Origin of the sequence: Peribacillus sp. Hz7 (assembly GCF_042136355.1) — a bacterium.
In the GTDB taxonomy this organism is placed as follows: Bacteria; Bacillota; Bacilli; order Bacillales; family DSM-1321; genus Peribacillus; species Peribacillus asahii_A.
In genome coordinates, this window is sequence record NZ_JBHHJV010000009.1 from 34868 (window position 1) to 51175 (window position 16308).

Annotated in this window: 18 protein-coding genes and 2 pseudogenes; 18 read left to right on the forward strand and 2 right to left on the reverse strand. The window is 37.2% G+C overall.

Annotation, left to right across the window (positions count from 1 at the left end; translation table 11 throughout):
• Positions 1-6: 6 nt before the first annotated feature.
• Positions 7-651: an SDR family oxidoreductase gene (locus ACE199_RS13600; protein ID WP_375350241.1), complete on the reverse strand. Its 645-nt coding sequence runs from the start codon at positions 649-651 to the stop codon at positions 7-9.
• A gap of 433 nt (positions 652-1084) precedes the next feature.
• Between ACE199_RS13600 and ACE199_RS13605 the strand changes: the two genes are divergently transcribed.
• Positions 1085-1828, forward strand: a complete 744-nt coding sequence (locus ACE199_RS13605; protein WP_375350242.1) for an SDR family NAD(P)-dependent oxidoreductase — start codon at positions 1085-1087, stop codon at positions 1826-1828.
• Between the two features lie 193 nt (positions 1829-2021).
• Here ACE199_RS13605 and pdxR read toward each other — a convergent pair whose 3' ends face one another.
• Positions 2022-3422, reverse strand: coding sequence for a MocR-like pyridoxine biosynthesis transcription factor PdxR (gene pdxR, locus ACE199_RS13610; protein ID WP_375350244.1), 1401 nt, complete (start codon positions 3420-3422; stop codon positions 2022-2024).
• Between the two features lie 124 nt (positions 3423-3546).
• Here pdxR and pdxS point away from each other — a divergent pair, with 124 nt between their 5' ends.
• From pdxS to ACE199_RS13695, 17 genes and pseudogenes are all read left to right on the forward strand, one after another.
• Complete coding sequence (gene pdxS, locus ACE199_RS13615; RefSeq protein ID WP_375350245.1) at positions 3547-4434, forward strand: pyridoxal 5'-phosphate synthase lyase subunit PdxS; 888 nt, start codon at positions 3547-3549, stop codon at positions 4432-4434.
• A 1-nt stretch (position 4435) separates the two neighbouring features.
• Positions 4436-5020, forward strand: coding sequence for a pyridoxal 5'-phosphate synthase glutaminase subunit PdxT (gene pdxT, locus ACE199_RS13620; protein ID WP_375350246.1), 585 nt, complete (start codon positions 4436-4438; stop codon positions 5018-5020).
• A 345-nt stretch (positions 5021-5365) separates the two neighbouring features.
• A complete protein-coding gene (gene ssuE, locus ACE199_RS13625; RefSeq protein WP_375350247.1) occupies positions 5366-5899 on the forward strand; it encodes an NADPH-dependent FMN reductase in 534 nt (177 codons plus the stop codon).
• A gap of 267 nt (positions 5900-6166) precedes the next feature.
• The gene (locus ACE199_RS13630) at positions 6167-6289 is read left to right on the forward strand and encodes a YezD family protein (protein ID WP_373995340.1); all 123 of its coding nucleotides are present in this window, start codon (positions 6167-6169) and stop codon (positions 6287-6289) included.
• A 202-nt stretch (positions 6290-6491) separates the two neighbouring features.
• A complete protein-coding gene (locus tag ACE199_RS13635) occupies positions 6492-7364 on the forward strand; it encodes a hypothetical protein (protein WP_375350248.1) in 873 nt (290 codons plus the stop codon).
• Positions 7365-7567: 203 nt separating this feature from the next.
• Positions 7568-8587 (forward strand): permease, encoded by a 1020-nt coding sequence (locus ACE199_RS13640; protein ID WP_252289255.1) that lies wholly within the window; start codon positions 7568-7570, stop codon positions 8585-8587.
• A complete protein-coding gene (locus ACE199_RS13645; protein ID WP_375350249.1) occupies positions 8587-9357 on the forward strand; it encodes a TIGR03943 family putative permease subunit in 771 nt (256 codons plus the stop codon). The genes ACE199_RS13640 and ACE199_RS13645 overlap by 1 nt, the downstream gene beginning before the upstream one ends.
• 105 nt (positions 9358-9462) lie before the next feature.
• Positions 9463-10647 (forward strand): GTP-binding protein, encoded by a 1185-nt coding sequence (locus ACE199_RS13650; protein ID WP_375350250.1) that lies wholly within the window; start codon positions 9463-9465, stop codon positions 10645-10647.
• A gap of 27 nt (positions 10648-10674) precedes the next feature.
• Positions 10675-10824, forward strand: coding sequence for a 50S ribosomal protein L33 (rpmG, locus tag ACE199_RS13655; protein WP_375350251.1), 150 nt, complete (start codon positions 10675-10677; stop codon positions 10822-10824).
• A 60-nt stretch (positions 10825-10884) separates the two neighbouring features.
• On the forward strand, positions 10885-11154 hold the full coding sequence (gene rpsN, locus ACE199_RS13660; RefSeq protein WP_127760121.1) for a 30S ribosomal protein S14: 270 nt from the start codon (positions 10885-10887) through the stop codon (positions 11152-11154).
• A 134-nt stretch (positions 11155-11288) separates the two neighbouring features.
• The gene (locus tag ACE199_RS13665; RefSeq protein WP_375350252.1) at positions 11289-11642 is read left to right on the forward strand and encodes a hypothetical protein; all 354 of its coding nucleotides are present in this window, start codon (positions 11289-11291) and stop codon (positions 11640-11642) included.
• 59 nt (positions 11643-11701) lie between these two features.
• Positions 11702-12073: a (2Fe-2S) ferredoxin domain-containing protein gene (locus ACE199_RS13670; RefSeq protein ID WP_375350253.1), complete on the forward strand. Its 372-nt coding sequence runs from the start codon at positions 11702-11704 to the stop codon at positions 12071-12073.
• Positions 12074-12114: 41 nt separating this feature from the next.
• A pseudogene (locus ACE199_RS13675) lies at positions 12115-12756 on the forward strand (CobW family GTP-binding protein); the annotation flags it as partial.
• A 202-nt stretch (positions 12757-12958) separates the two neighbouring features.
• Positions 12959-13108, forward strand: coding sequence for a 50S ribosomal protein L33 (gene rpmG / locus ACE199_RS13680; RefSeq protein ID WP_119118512.1), 150 nt, complete (start codon positions 12959-12961; stop codon positions 13106-13108).
• 58 nt (positions 13109-13166) lie between these two features.
• Positions 13167-13310 (forward strand): annotated as a pseudogene (locus ACE199_RS13685) (30S ribosomal protein S14); the annotation flags it as partial.
• A 497-nt stretch (positions 13311-13807) separates the two neighbouring features.
• Positions 13808-14836 (forward strand): RNA-guided endonuclease InsQ/TnpB family protein, encoded by a 1029-nt coding sequence (locus ACE199_RS13690; RefSeq protein WP_375350254.1) that lies wholly within the window; start codon positions 13808-13810, stop codon positions 14834-14836.
• 351 nt (positions 14837-15187) lie between these two features.
• Positions 15188-16306, forward strand: a complete 1119-nt coding sequence (locus ACE199_RS13695; RefSeq protein WP_375350255.1) for a tyrosine-type recombinase/integrase — start codon at positions 15188-15190, stop codon at positions 16304-16306.
• Positions 16307-16308 lie beyond the last annotated feature (2 nt).

A 16308-nucleotide genomic window follows, 5' to 3' on the forward strand; every position in this document is an offset into this window, starting at 1 on the left:
ATACCTCTATAAGGTGTTTAAAACCATTGTGATGGGGGTATTACCAGAGATGAGGTCAAAGGAACGGTTAAAAGTATTTTCCTCATCTAATGAGACAAAGATTGTTTGAGCCACATCCTCACGTGGAATCGAGCCCCTTTGTAAATTTTCTTTTGCCGATATTTGACCTATGCCTGGCTCATTTAAAAGACCTCCGGGACGAATGATTGTATAGGTAAGATTGCTTTGTATTAACATCCTATCAGCATAATGCTTAGCAACATAATATGGTTTTATTGTTTCACTCCAGTTTTCACGATTATGTGCCTGTAGTGCACTAACCATAATAAATCGCTTGATGCCTGCTTTTTCAGCAGCTTCCATCATTTTCACGGCACCATCAAGATCAATTAATAGAGTTTGATCAAACCCTGTATGTCCTCCAGAACCTGATGAAAAAACGATAGCGTCACAGCCATTGACTGCTTCAACAAGTTCATTAACCGTACCTTTTAAGTCGGCTACTACAGTCTCTACTCCTCTTTTTTCCAATATCTCCGCTTGTTCTTCTTTTCTAACCATGGCTTTGACAGTATGTAATTTGCTTTCATGGATCAGGTTGACTAATATTCTTCCAATTTGTCCATTAGCTCCAACAACAAATACTTTCATAAAATCATTCCCCTTTCTTTTTTACTGTATCAATTCTTTATAATTCATACCACATTTATACATTTGAAATAACTGAATTCCCCAATAGAGAAAGTAATTCAAGGTTTAATATAGACCAATAATACTGTTTGAGAGTAATGCTTAGTACAACTTATCATGGTTATCTTCAGTTTAGAATCCTTAAGGGGGAATGTGAGAGTATGTATGGATAGAAGAGGACGTGAGATTTTAAGGGAAATAAGGGTTGTACAAGATGAAAAGGAGTGTGAAGAGCGTTAACGACCTCATTATAAGAATGGAATGAAATAAAATAAAATATAAAAAATGAAACATACTATAAATTCAGTGGAAGGAAATTTACAAATTTTCACAAATATTTAATTTGTATATAATCGATTCAAATATTATCCTTAAATTAGAAGGGGAGGTTATTATGGGGAAATTAGAAGGTAAAGTAGCAATCGTTACTGGTGGAGCTTCTGGTATTGGATTAGCAACAGTGGAAGCATTTGTGGAGAAGGGTGTAAAAGTTGTATTAGCTGATTTTAATGAAGAAGCAGGAAAAGCAGCTGAAATGAAGCTAAAAGATAAAGGGGCAGATGTTTTATTTGTAAAAGTAAACGTTGCAGATGAGAAATCAGTAGAAGATCTTGTAGCTCAAACGGTTAATCAATATGGTAAATTAGATATTTTAATCAATAATGCTGGAGTAGGGGTTCTTGCTGCCACTCATGAGCTTACTTTTGAAGAATACAACAGAGTTATTTCCATTAATCAAAATGGTGTATTTTTCGGTGCGAAATATGCTATTCGTGAGATGCTAAAAACTGGCGGAGGTTCCATCGTAAATACGGCTTCTATTTTAGGGACAGTAGGACAAGCTGGAGCATTTGCGTATAATGCATCAAAAGGTGCGGTAAATATTTTGACAAAATCACTTGCTTTGGAGTATGCGAAACAAAATATTAGAGTAAACGCTGTTTGTCCGGGTTATGTGGAGTCTGGGATGGTTAATAAAGAAGCTCTTGGTGATTTTTATGAGGGGCTTGTTGCACAACATCCAGTTGGTAGACTTGGTCGACCAGAAGAAATTGCACACGCTATTATCTTTTTAAGTGAAAATGATTTCATGACTGGAAGCACATTGCTTATTGATGGAGGATATACGGCACAGTAATAATCTTATATCAACAAAATGTGTATTGTACATGCAAAAAAATCCAGCTTTCGTATGTTAAGAAATTGAACTTCCCTCCAATTGTTAGACATCGTCTAACAATTGGGAGGGGCTCTTGATCTAAGGTAGTTATATAACGGTGCCGAGCCAATGTCTCTAATTATCTTCTCTTAAACTTAGTTACGAAAAATTTTCATTTAATTCCCCATGCTCTCAATAAAAGTTGTACGGCATTTTCTAATTCATCTTCATGAATGCCAGCGAAGCCGAGAATAATTTTGGGTGCATTTTTATCGATTTTCTCAATCGAATAGGCAGACAGTGGATATACTTTTAAACGTGCTTCCGCTGCTTTTTGTACGAGCGTATCTTCGTCCATTCCATTATGAACATCCAGCACAATATGAAGCCCCGATTGTTCGCCAATAATACTAAATTGTTCATCATAGGGCTTTAGTAAGTGAATTACTTTTTCTAATTTACGTCGATACACTTTGCGCATTCGATTTAAATGTTTTTCAAAATCTCCTTGTCTCATAAATTGTGTAAGTACATGCTGGTCAATGCGCGAAACCGTTGAGTGGTAAAAGGTCAGCTGTGCTTGATAACGCTGTAATAATGATTTTGGTAGAACCATATAACTAGCTCGAAGTGATGGCATAAGTGATTTTGAAAATGATCCTAAATAAATAACTTTATCGTTTGTATCATTGCTTTGTAACGAAGGAATTGTTTTCCCGCTATAACGAAATTCACTATCGTAATCATCTTCAATAATATAGCGTCTTTCAGAAGCATTTGCCCAGTTTAGTAGTTGCATTCTTCGATTAACAGATAGTACGGTACCATAAGGAAAGTGATGGGAAGGCGTCACATACACAATATCAATTTTTGATGGCTTGATTGCTTCGACTTTGACCCCTTCATGATCGACCTCAAGCGGATACACTTCATTTGGATACGATTGGAGCATTCGTAAAATAAGATGATATCCCGGGTCTTCTACACCATAGACTGTCTCGCTTCCAAATAGTAAGAAAAGCTGCTGTAATAAAATCTCAACCCCAGCACCGACAATGATTTGTTCAGAGGTACAACGAACTCCTCGTGCTTCATATAAATAGTGAGCAATCTCTCGACGAAGCGCGATTTCTCCTTGTGCTTCCCCTAGCAATAGAAGATGATGCTGTGATTCATCAATTGTGTTTTTCATATATTTTCTCCACTGTGAAAAAGGAAAATGCTCGGTATCGACATGGCTCGGATGAAAATTGTATAACGTTTCAGGAGGAGCTTCATCGTTAGCTGTTTCTTCAGGTTGGGACGAAGAGACATATTCTAAATCATCAAATGCCTGCACGTAATATCCTTTTCTCGGAATAACTTCTACGTAGCCTTCTGCTCGAAGCTGATCATATGCTGATTCCACTGTATTTTGACTAATTTGTAATACATCGATTAATTGCCGCTTAGACGGAAGCTTTGTTCCATAGCTTAAACGGCCTTCAATAATTTCGTTTTTAATATATAAATATAATTGTTCATATAAAGGGATTTCACTGTGACGTTGTAGGTTACAAGCTAATGTATTCATGCTGACCTCTTTTCTGACCTCTTTAATTTATCTGAAACTGACACTTTTAATACAATCAGTTTCTTTTATACTAAGAGACAAATCTAAAGATTGCAAATCTTTTTAATAGAGGAGAGACTATAATATGAGTAAATTAGTAGGAACTGAGACTGTTAAACGAGGAATGGCCCAAATGCAAAAAGGCGGCGTTATTATGGACGTTGTCAACGCAGAGCAAGCAAAGATTGCAGAAGCAGCTGGAGCGGTTGCGGTTATGGCATTAGAAAGAGTACCATCTGATATTCGTGCTGCTGGTGGAGTTGCGCGTATGGCGGACCCACGAATTGTAGAAGAAGTATTAAATGCTGTTTCGATTCCAGTTATGGCAAAAGCACGTATCGGTCATATTGTTGAAGCACGTGTACTAGAAGCAATGGGTGTGGACTATATTGATGAGAGTGAGGTATTAACACCAGCTGATGAAGAATACCATATCTTAAAAAGCGATTACACAGTACCATTCGTTTGCGGTTGCCGTGATTTAGGGGAAGCAGCACGCCGTATTGGAGAAGGAGCTTCTATGTTACGAACAAAAGGGGAACCAGGGACAGGAAATATCGTAGAAGCGGTTCGTCATATGCGTAAAGTACAAGCGCAAGTGCGTAAAGTTACAGTGATGAGCGATGATGAATTAATGACGGAAGCGAAAAATCTTGGAGCACCTTATGAAGTGTTAAAACAAATTAAAGAAGCAGGTAAATTACCAGTCGTGAACTTTGCAGCTGGCGGTATTGCCACACCAGCTGATGCGGCTCTTATGATGCAATTAGGAGCAGACGGTGTATTCGTTGGTTCGGGTATTTTCAAATCAGAAAATCCAGAAAAATTCGCAAGCAGCATTGTGCAAGCGACTACTTATTACACAGACTATGAATTAATTGGGAAATTATCGAAAGAACTTGGCAGCCCAATGAAAGGAATCGATATTTCTAAATTAAATCCACAAGAACGTATGCAAGAGCGTGGTTGGTAAAATGACGACAATTGGCGTATTAGATTTACAAGGAGCAACGATTGAACATATTCAACAATTAGAAGGTTTAGGTGTTGATGCGCTGCTTGTAAAGAAACCGGAGCAGTTACAACAAATTGATGGGCTTATTATTCCTGGAGGAGAAAGTACGGCAATCGGTAAAATGATGAAACGTTATGATTTTATTGAACCGATTCAACAATTTGCATCTTTAGGACAGCCGATTTTTGGAACCTGTGCGGGTCTTGTATTACTTGCTAAAGATTTAGGTGGAGCGGAAGACAGCCATTTAAATCTAATGGATATTTCCGTACAACGAAATGGATTTGGTCGTCAGCGTGATAGTTTTGAAATAGATCTTTCAATTAAAGGTATCGATCAGCCCGTTCCTGCTGTCTTTATTCGTGCCCCTTATATAGAAAGCGTTGGAAACAATGTTGATGTATTAGCAACGCATGATGATAAAATTGTTGCTGCTAAGCAAAACAATCTTCTTGTTAGTTCGTTTCATCCCGAATTAACGGACGATCGTCATTTTCTACAGTTGTTTATTAATATGGTGGAAAGTAAGCTTCAATCTCAATAAGAGTTAAAGGCCGTGATGGAAATGTCACGGCCTTTAATCCGTATTTTCAACTAGGTTAAGTATGATTTTTCTTGCTGAAAACCTTGACAATCAGTTATTAGAATATTAAGCTAATTTAAACAATATACTTCTTATCAAGAGAAGCGGAGGGATTGGCCTATAGATTTGGGCAATCTTTGTTAAGAGACAGAATGGTGTTCAGCAAGCAATGCTTTGAAAGGGAAGTATGAGAAGATGTACATATCAGCCTTTTTCTTTCGGAAAGAGGAATTTTTGTGTCTAAGTGAGCCGTTTTTTGTTAATAATCTCTTGAGAAGATAGTTATGATTAGGAGGAAATGAATCGATGAGCCAAATTGTTATTATATCAGGAAGTCCAGCAGTACCTTCAAGAACAGACATCACGCTAAAATATTTCGAATCATTAGTGAATGAAGCTGGTTTTTCGACTGTCACATATTCTGTTACAGATTTCGCAGCTGATGATCTTGTAAAAGGTCGGTATGATAGTTCAGATATTGTTAAATTTGCAGATGTGGTTAAACAAGCAGATGCTGTGATTATTGGATCTCCTGTTTATAAAGCTTCTTATACAGGTGTGTTAAAGTCTTTACTTGATTTATTGCCTGAAAGTGTTTTGAAAAACAAACCTGTTTTGCCAATGATGGTTGGTGGGAGTACACGTCATTTGTTAGCGATTGATTACTCGTTAAAACCGTTAATTGGTATTTTGAAAGGACAGCCGCTCCAAGGTTTATATTTTGTTGATGCTGAAATTGATAAAAACGATACAGTTGCACCAATTAAAGATAAAGAATTGTTAGAACGTATTCAAAGCCAAATTGCTGAATTAGTTGAAGCCATTGAAAAAGGAAAATAGGCAAACTAATCTTATAGAGAGCATATACATTTAGTACGTCTTGAAAAGCAAGATTTACTAAATGATGCATAAAAAAAGTAAAATTATCGGTATAATATGTCTTTTAGTGAAAACAGTTATTTTTTTAAGTGTTATTCTTAGTAAAGACATAGGACAAATAGGTTGTATTTGTTATTTGATGGTAGTTGATATCCTAAATTACAGAGGAATTTTGTATTGAATAAAGAAGAAGGGGGGCTTCTTAGCTTGGAAAAAGATAAACAATCTATCGACATCTTTCAACGCCTTCAAGAAATGTTAGCTTCTATGAAGTATGGATCAATTACGTTAGTGATTCAAGATGGAAAAGTGATTCAAGTGGAGCGCAATGAGAAAGTAAGAATTAAATGATAAAAGGTTCAATCCAGCACTGTTCAACATTTTGAGCGGTGCTTCTTTATTTTAGGTATTTTATTAGAAATCAATGGTGCCGTATAACAAAGCCATAAGAAAAAAGTGAATAACTTATTAGGAAATTGTGGGTATACCCAATCCAAAAAGACAAGTCACTAATATACTAACCTTGAATCTAAGTTGAGGGGAGTTTAATTATATGGCAAACGCTACGAATTCATTGTTTAGCAACATTCTTCAAAATATAAATTCACAAGTAGGAGGGAATCTAAATACATTACAAAATACAGCAAATAATGCACAAAACGAAGTACAAAATGCAGTAAATAATGCACAGAACCAAGTACAAAATGTAGTGAATAATGTACAAAGCCAAGTACAAAACACTAATGTACTTGACCTGATGACGATTTCATCGGCACTTAACTCTGTTCTTATGCAACAAATGAACAATGGCAACAATGAAGGTGAAAGTGGGGACAATGGAGGTGAAAATGAGGACGATAACCAAAATCAAAATTTACAAGATCAGTTAGGAAACCTAGGAAACTTAGGTAATTCTACTTTACTCAGTCTGATGACAATCTCATCATCGCTTGAAACTATTCTTACTCGACTATTACAGAATAGAGAAAATCAGAACAACAACGAAGGTCAAAACGAAGGTCAAAACGAAGGTCAAAACGAAAGTCAAAACGAAAATCAAAACGAAAGTCAGAACGAAAATCAAAACGAAAATCAAAACCAAAACTATAACCAATATCAAAACCAAAACCAAAACTATAATCAATATCAAAACCAAAATTATAATCAATATCAAAACCAAAACTATAACCCGTATCAAAACTATAATCCGTATCAAAACTATAATCCGTATCAAAACTATAACCAATATCAAAACTATAACCCGTATCAAAACCAAAATTACAACCAAAACCAAAATCAAAACCAAAACCAAAACCAGAATCAACAACAGCAACAACAAGCAGATATTGCTGAAGCTAATAATTTAGCTCAAATGGTAGTTTACAGCCAATTGATGTCTCGAATAATGGCTCAAGGAAATAGCTAACGTTAATTTGAAGAATAAAAACAGCCATCCACCAGGTGGCTGTTTCATTTTTATCTAGCGAGAAGTCTCCTTATTTCAAAACCAAATGATGCCAAGCAGATATAATTTAAGTAGAGATGGTGCAAAAAATGTGATTCGATCTTCATACTACTCATATTAATAGAAGGAAGAGTATATACTTTATCAATCTATTAAGTGAGGTGTTGCCTATCGTTATTCGTTATGTAGGGAACGTATTTCTTTTTCTTTTAGCACTATTATTGATGGTTTTCTTTTTTATAGGTCAAGAAATCGTGGATATTAATGCTTTCTTATCCAGTCGCTGGAATTCGGTATTTGTGGTGTTTCTTAGTATTTTCCTTGAAGCTCTTCCTTTTCTATTAATAGGTGTTCTAGCTTCAGCGTTTATTCAATTATTTGTTAGTGAAGAAATGGTTCAAAGATGTATTCCAAAAAATTCGATCAAAGCTCTCTTTTTTGCTATCATTGCAGCGCTGGTGACACCGGTATGCGAATGTGCGATTATTCCTGTTGTCAGGAGGCTTATTCAAAAAGGGGTTCCGTTGCATGCAGGAGTGGTCCTTTTAGTGGCGGCTCCAATCTTAAACTTTATTGTATTTGCCTCTACGTATTATGCTTTTCCGAATCATCCTGCCCTATTTTATGGAAGAATTCTTTTATGTGTGATAACAGCTTTGTTAGTTGGTCTCTTCACTCTAATATTTTTTAATGGAAAAGTTGAACATGTGATTCATAACTATGGTGAACTATCTCATAGTATGGAAGGAAGTAAAACCTCGTTTTCTGAAAGATGGAGAGCGTTTATTCAGCATTTTTCTCAAGATTTTTTCTCCGTCGTTAAGTATTTTATTATCGGGGCGTTAATTGCAAGTTGCTTGCAAGTATTTTTCAATCGTTCTCTATTAACAGAACTGGGTGAACAATCGATTTTTGGTACAGCTGCGATGATGGGATTTTCTTATTTGCTTTCCCTTTGCTCTGAAGCAGATGCTTTTGTTGCCGCCACATTTGTGAATAGTTTTCGTCCAGAAGCTATGTTAGGTTTTTTAGTATTTGGACCGATGCTGGATCTGAAGAATACGTTTGTGCTATTTGCTTGTTTTAAACCACGCTTTGTTCTTATGTTTATCATTGTGGTCACTTGTATTGTGTTTAGCTTATCCTTATTAGCTGGTGTCATCATAGAGATGGGAGGTTTATAATGAGGAAATATGGTGCTGGATTTCATAGAAAGTTAGAAGCATTGTTATTACTTGCGAGCGGTTTAATGATTTTTAAGTTATATGTATCAGGTAATTTAAGTCATATTCTCGCTGATCGAATGCTTCCTTTTTCTATTATTGCGCTCGTTTTGTTTAGTGTCATTAGTGTATGTCTATTTCAAAGTGGTAAAACTCATGTTTCCAGCTGTGATTGCTGCGGGTGTGAAACGTCAAAAAAGAAACAAGTTATATATCCTTACTTGCTTTTTGGTATTCCTCTTTTTTTAGGTTTTATAATGACAGATTTTTCGCTCAGTGAACAAGCATTAGCAAATAAGGGGCTGCAAAATGGTACTTTTTCAACAAAGAAAATGGAAGAAGGTTCATATGATTTAGAAAAAGACGCTATTCAAGTAACGGATGAAAACTATTTCGAAGTTTTTAATCATTTATATACGTTTCTAGATGATATGGAAGGTAAACAAATTTCTTTAGCAGGTTTTGTTTATCGTGAACCGGATTTTCCAAATAATCAAATTGCTATTGCTCGCTTAACGATGACTTGTTGTATTGCAGATGCTAATGTATATGGTTTTATTTTTCGAGGGGATGTTGAAAAATTGAAAACGAATCAATGGTACGAAGTCCAAGGAAAGATAGGAAAAGAAACGTACAAGGGAGAAGTCATTCCAGTCATCCGGTTGAATACATTTAATCAAATCCAACCGCCGAAAGAGCAATATTTATCAGAATATACAAGTATTGAATAATTTTTTTGCAAAAAAACTTGCAAATAGTAATGATTACGGTTTATTATAAAAAGGGCGATTAAATCGTAATAATTACGATTTAAATTCCGGAGTGGAGGGAATGAAATGAAACAAAAGAAAATTCCGGTCACTGTACTCAGCGGGTATTTAGGTTCCGGGAAAACGACGTTACTTAATCATATACTTGCGAATCGTGAAAATAAGAAAGTGGCCGTAATTGTAAACGATATGAGCGAGGTCAATATTGACGCAAGTATAGTGAAGCAAGGAGGATTTGTCAGAACGGATGAAACATTAGTGGAAATGCAAAACGGCTGCATTTGCTGCACGCTTCGAGAAGATTTAATTGTGGAAGTCGAAAAGCTAGCTCAATTGGGTCATATTGATTACATTGTCATTGAGTCGACGGGTATAAGCGAACCGATTCCTGTAGCACAAACCTTTACATATGTGGATGACCAGATTGGAATCAATCTATCACAATATTGTCGATTAGATACGATGGTAACAGTTGTCGATGCAAATCGATTTTGGAGTGATTTTGCTTCAGGCGAAACGTTACTCGAGCGAAAGCAGGCTGCAAATGATGATGATGAAAGAGAGGTAGCCGATCTCCTCATTGACCAAATAGAGTTTGCCAATGTCCTTGTTTTGAATAAAACGGATTTAGTCGTAAAAGATCGGCTAGCTGAGTTAAAGGCTGTCCTTCAAGCATTAAATCCTGATGCAAATATCATTGAAACCGTTCATTCACAGCTTTCATTGGATCAAGTACTTGACACCCAATTATTTGATTTTGAAACATCAAGCCAAAGTGCTGGATGGATGAAAGAACTGAATGAAGAACATGTTCCTGAAACGGAAGAGTACGGGATTGCATCATTTGTTTTTAGAAGGAAAAAGCCATTTCATCCAGGACGTCTTATGGACTGGATCGAAAATTGGCCAGTTGAAGTGGTTCGTGCTAAAGGATTTCTTTGGCTTGCAACACGAAACAATGTGGCTTCCTTGCTTTCTCAAGCTGGTCCGTCATTAACTTTAGAGAAAGCAGGGGAGTGGATTGCTGCTTATTCAGAAGAAGAACAGCAGCAAGTACTCAAAGAAGAACCTGAGCTTTTAGAACGCTGGGATGCAATATATGGAGACAGGATGACTGAATTAGTTCTAATTGGGATTGGAATGGATCAAAAGCAAATCACTGATTCATTAGATAGCTGCCTACTAACGGGTGATGAAATGAATCAAGATTGGGCCACTTTTTATGATCCACTGCCAGTTTTTCAAAACTAAGTTAATCACATTGAGGAGGAATTTATCATGAGAGTAAAAATTACGTTAGCATGTACAGAGACGGGAGACCGTAATTACATCACAACTAAAAATAAACGGAACAATCCAGATAGAATTGAATTAAAAAAATATTGCCCGCAATTAAAAAGAGTCACTTTGCATCGAGAAACAAAATAAATGAATATTTTTATGGTTTAAATCGTAATCATTACAATTAACGCCAAGGAGGAAAGGAATATGGCTAAAAAATCAAAAGTGGCTAAAGCCATCAAACAACAAAAATTGGTTGAACAATATGCGGAAATTCGCAAAGAATTAAAGGAAAAAGGTGATTTTGCAGCGTTAAATAAATTACCTCGTGATTCTTCACCAACACGATTGCATAATAGGTGTGCGGTAACGGGCAGACCAAGAGGATATTTACGTAAATTCAACATGTCTCGTATCGTTTTTCGTGAGCTTGCACATAAAGGGCAACTACCAGGAGTGAAAAAAGCCAGTTGGTAAGCATACGAAGGTTGACTCAAAAGCAGAGGGTTTAAACCCTTTGTGAGCGAGTCACGATTGTATGTTGAGGAAAATCTGTTCAAATCAGAGAAAGTCAAACTTATATTACCATTCATATATTCGAGGTAAAGAAAATGAATGATAAATTAATGGAGTTTTTGTTAAGGGATGAGGTAAGCAAGCTTACTGATGAGAAAAGGAAAGTTTACCAATTCATTGTAAAAGAAGAAGATTTGTTGGCTGAAAAAGCAGAAACAGCTGATCAACTACTCCAATTATTAACGAAGCACTCTCCCTATCGACTTGCAGCTCGTCACTTCAATATGTCAGTCGAAGAGATTACTCGTTTCATGCAAGAAATTGAGGCAGAAATCAGTGAAAGAATGGAAGTAAGATATAAAAAGGTGAAATGGATTGACTATACGAAAAAAGTGAAACAATCTAATGCTAGGGATAGTAAGAAACATCTATATCTGTTCATTAATTAATCAATTATTACACCCGATAAATCGTAATGATTACGATTGGTTGTGAAAGGATGATAAAAATGGCTACATGGAATCTAAGTAACACGAAGCATCATGTTCTTATTTGTAATGGCAGCAGCTGCAATCGAGAGGGAGCGGAGGAACTTACTCAAGCCATTCGCAAAGAAATCTCAGATCGAGAATCAGATGATACGATTCACACCACCCGTACTCGTTGTAATGGACGCTGCCATGATAAATGTGTGGTCATTGCTTATCCAAATGGAACCTGGTATAAGGATATGAAGCCCGAGGATTCTCCTTTATTAATTGATTCCCTTTTGAGTAATAAAGATTGTACAGGGAAAATAAGCCATACATTTAATGGTGAAGAATTTGAACGTTCAGAGGGGACTGTAGCAGGCGTTCGTAAAAAAATAAAGCAAAAGTAAATAAAGTATCCAAAATACTATAAAATGGAGGATTAAAATCCATGGTTATGATCAATCCAAATAAAATTCCTGTGACCATCCTAACTGATTATTTGGGGGCTGGAAAAACAACGCTTTAAAATCGAATCTTGACAGAAAAGCATAATCAAAAAATCGCTGTTATTGTCAATGAATATGGTGAAGTTGGTATAGATAATCAATTGGTTGTAAACTCTGATGAAGAAATTTTGGAAATGAAAAATGGCTGCATTTGTTGTACTGTTCGTGGAGATTTGATACGTATTTTGCGAACTCTTCTGTTTTCAATGAAAGAAGGGAAGGTGAAATTTGATCGAGTCCTAATTGAAACAACAGGGCTTGCAGATCCCGCACCTGTTACTCAGACCTTTTTTATGGATGAACTACTATCTGAGACATTTGAAGTAGATAGTATTATTACTGTAGTAGATTGCAAGCATGTCACAAAGCATTTGGATTATCATGATGAAGCACAAGAGCAAATTGCCTTCGCTGATGTGATTATTTTAAATAAAACAGATTTAATATCTGAGGAAAATTTACAAGAGCTTGAAGGAAGAATCATACAGATGAATCCTACTGCTAAACGATTATATGAGCAAAATTGTAATGTAGAGCTTAAAGATATACTAGGGATCCATACATTTGATATAAACCATAAACTCACTCGAATTTAATGTGAAAATAGACTATTCTTAGATGGATTTTGCCAAAAACAAATGGGTGAAAACTATAATAAGTATTGAGGCACAAGGGGTTGGGAAAAATGAACAACAATATTTATATATATAAAGGATTCAATGGATTGGACAACATTTGCGGATGAGTTACCAGCTTACAACGTGTAAAAAATAGGAGGAATGATGTATGAGAGTGAAAATTACGTTAGCATGTACAGAAACAGGGGATCGTAACTATATTACAACAAAAAATAAGCGAACAAATCCTGACCGAATTGAGTTAAGAAAGTATAGTCCACGGTTAAAAAGACATACGTTACATCGTGAAACAAAGTAGTTTTTACGAGGCTTAAATCGTAGTGATTACGTTTTTTAGGAAGAGGGGAAACCGTGTCATGGCTAAAAAATCGAAAGTCGCTAAAACAAAAAAGCAAGAAGAACTAGTACGAAAATATGAAGAGCTACGCCGTGAATTAAAAGTAAAAGGGGATTATAAGGCACTTCGAAAATTGCCGCGTGATTCATCTCCATCACGATTACAGATTTTCTGAAAGAGAAAGCCCATTACGGTGTGAGTCACACCCCCTTTAGGGATGGGATGAGAGTGAGGTCGAACCGGGCGTGTTGGATGACACGTCAAAGGTTCGATTTTTTATAGGATATACTCTTGTTTTAGGAACGAATGTTCTGTTACGATGGGTGTAGGTCAAAGAAAAAGGAGGCAAATCAATCTGTTTGTGACTCATTCCTTTCAAATTCCCTATGATTCCAGCTTATACGAAGAATTAAGAACGATGCAACGAGAAGCAGCCTCCGTTTGGAACGATATCGTGCGGGAAGCCACTTCCTATTATTTTTCTTGTAAAAAGTGGATAAGTAAAACCGAGATTCAAGCCATCCGAAAACAAACCTATAACCTTCATTCGTAAACGGTTCAAGCCATTGCAGATAAATATGCGACAAACCGTGAAACGATTCGACAGCTGAGAAAAACGGATAAAAAAGCCAACTATCCGTGGCGAAGGAAATATTATTATTGTATCCCCTTAAAAAAGCTTCTATGGACATTTCAACAGACACCATTACGATTAAAAAAGTAGACTATGGATTCTCCCTCTCTGACCTTTTAACTAAGAAGAAAAAGAAAAACTGGAACGAAAAGTTTCCGAAGCAACATACATCGGTCGTCATCCCCAATCGATCAGAAGAACACTTAGAAGCGTGTAACTATGCGGAAATTGTCTGGCGGAACGGGGCCTATTGGTTTTGTTATACGGTTCAAGTTCCGGAACAAGATCTGTCTGCGTATGAGAAGAAGGTGGCAGGTGGGGACCTAGGAGAAGTTCATGCGGTCACGGTGGCCACCAAAGATCGAGCCCTTGTCCTGTCAGGACGTGCGATGCGCAGTATCTCTCAATTCCGTGCCAAAGCCTTAGCGGACTTAAGCAAGAAAATGTCCCGTTGTAAAAAGGGTTCTCGTCAATGGAAAAAGTATAAATACGCCAGAAATCTCCTACGTCAAACAAGCAACAACCAACTCGAAGCCTTGGAACATAAAACGACGAAAGAGATTGTGACCTTTTTGGAAGTAGAAAAAGTAACGCATTTGGTGATTGGAAACGTGTCAGGCATTGAAAAAGGGACTAAGAAGAACGAACAAAAGAAACGAAAACAGAACAAAGTAAGAAGACAACAACTGTCCTTGTGGAATCAAGGGAAAATCAAACAAAAACTCACCTATAAAGCGAAACTAAAAGGCATCATCGTGACAGAGACAGAAGAAAGTTATACGTCTCAAGACTGTCCGTTTTGCGGAGGCAGACATCGGGCAAAGGGAAGAATGTTTATTTGTTCTGTTCACAAAACAGAAATCCATCGTGAGGTAAACGGTGCTCAAAATATTGCACGTAAACAACATCACATGGACGTCCAACCACTTGTTTCCGTGGTGTTTAAGCAGCCTGTTTGGTATAAACGTTTTTTATCCAAACCACCCAGACAAGGAGAGGCATCTCTTAAGGACAAATCTCAAACAGGAAAAAGTATCGCCGGTCGAACGGCGTAGTCGGCACAGACCTTGCCCACTTGAGAGAGAAGATCTCTCAAGCGTTGCTCACCTAAGTTTCACCTCTGCCTCTTCTTATAGAAGATGATAAGTGGGATGTTTGTGAGAAAGAACCCCGTGGCTTTAGTTAAACAGACTATAATTGAGAGAGGATACTATGTCCAATTTGATGGCATATATCCTCTTTTTTCATACATATTGGAATCTATAACCATATGTTGAAAGGATAGTCTAATATGTATATAAAGATTAAGAAACATATGTTTTTAGTTGGAGGACGTAGTCCACAGCGGGAGGCGTAGTGAAGTCGTAAGACCGAGCGTAAAAAAGGGTTTAGGGGGTGAAGGATCTATGCGTGTACAAGAAGTAATCCTAGAGGAAGGAAAGAGATACATATTAGTAGATAGAGAGGGTATTCCTGTAATTCCTGTCGTCAAGTACCTCAAGTATTTGGATGTGACAGGGAAAAGCAGCAACACCCAGAAGACTTACTGTTATGCGCTAAAGCAGTATTTCCTTTATTTACAGGAGAAAGAGAAAGATTACAAGCATATAAGATTAGAAGACTTGGTGGAGTTTGTGGGATGGTTACGGAATCCCTATGAGAGCACGAAAGTGACGTCTCTTCGACCTGTACAGGCAAAGAAAACAGAGAGGACAGTGAACCTTACGGTTACAGCAGTAACAAACTTCTATGATTACTTATATCGTAATGAAGAGCTGCCACATGACATGGGTGAGAAGTTGATGCGACAAGTTTTTACAGGAGGAAAAACACGATATAAGGGTTTCTTGCATCACGTCAATAAAGACAAACCGTCCGTACGGAATGTGCTGAAGGTAAAAGAACCTCGCAAGAGGATTCAAACACTCACAAAGGAACAGGTACTACAAGTGATTGCAGCGACAACCAACATACGGGACACCTTCCTGATTCAACTCCTATTTGAGACAGGATTGCGGATTGGAGAGGCTCTCTCCTTGTTCATGGAGGACTTCAAATTCGACCATGGAAAAGGGCATCGTATCCGCCTGACGGACCGCGGGGAATTGGAGAACGGCGCGAAGCTCAAAACAGGTGAACGAGAGATATTTGTGTCGCAAGCGTTGATGGATATATACGATGATTACCTGTACGAAGTGATTGATGAACTGGACATTGATACCAACTTCGTGTTTGTGAAGCTGAGTGGAAAGAATATGGGTAAGCCCATGACATACAGTGATGTCGAGTCTCTTTTCAAACGGTTGCGGCAGAAAACAGGGATTGATGTTCATCCACATCTGTTCCGTCACACACATGCGACGATGTACTATCAGGAGACAAAGGATATCAAACAGGTGCAAGAGCGTCTGGGACATTCGCAAATCCAAACGACCATGAACTTGTATCTTCATCTTTCAGAAGAAGACATCCGTAAGGATTGGGAAAAGACACAGGGCGCATTTGAGATGCAGAAAAAACACTGAAA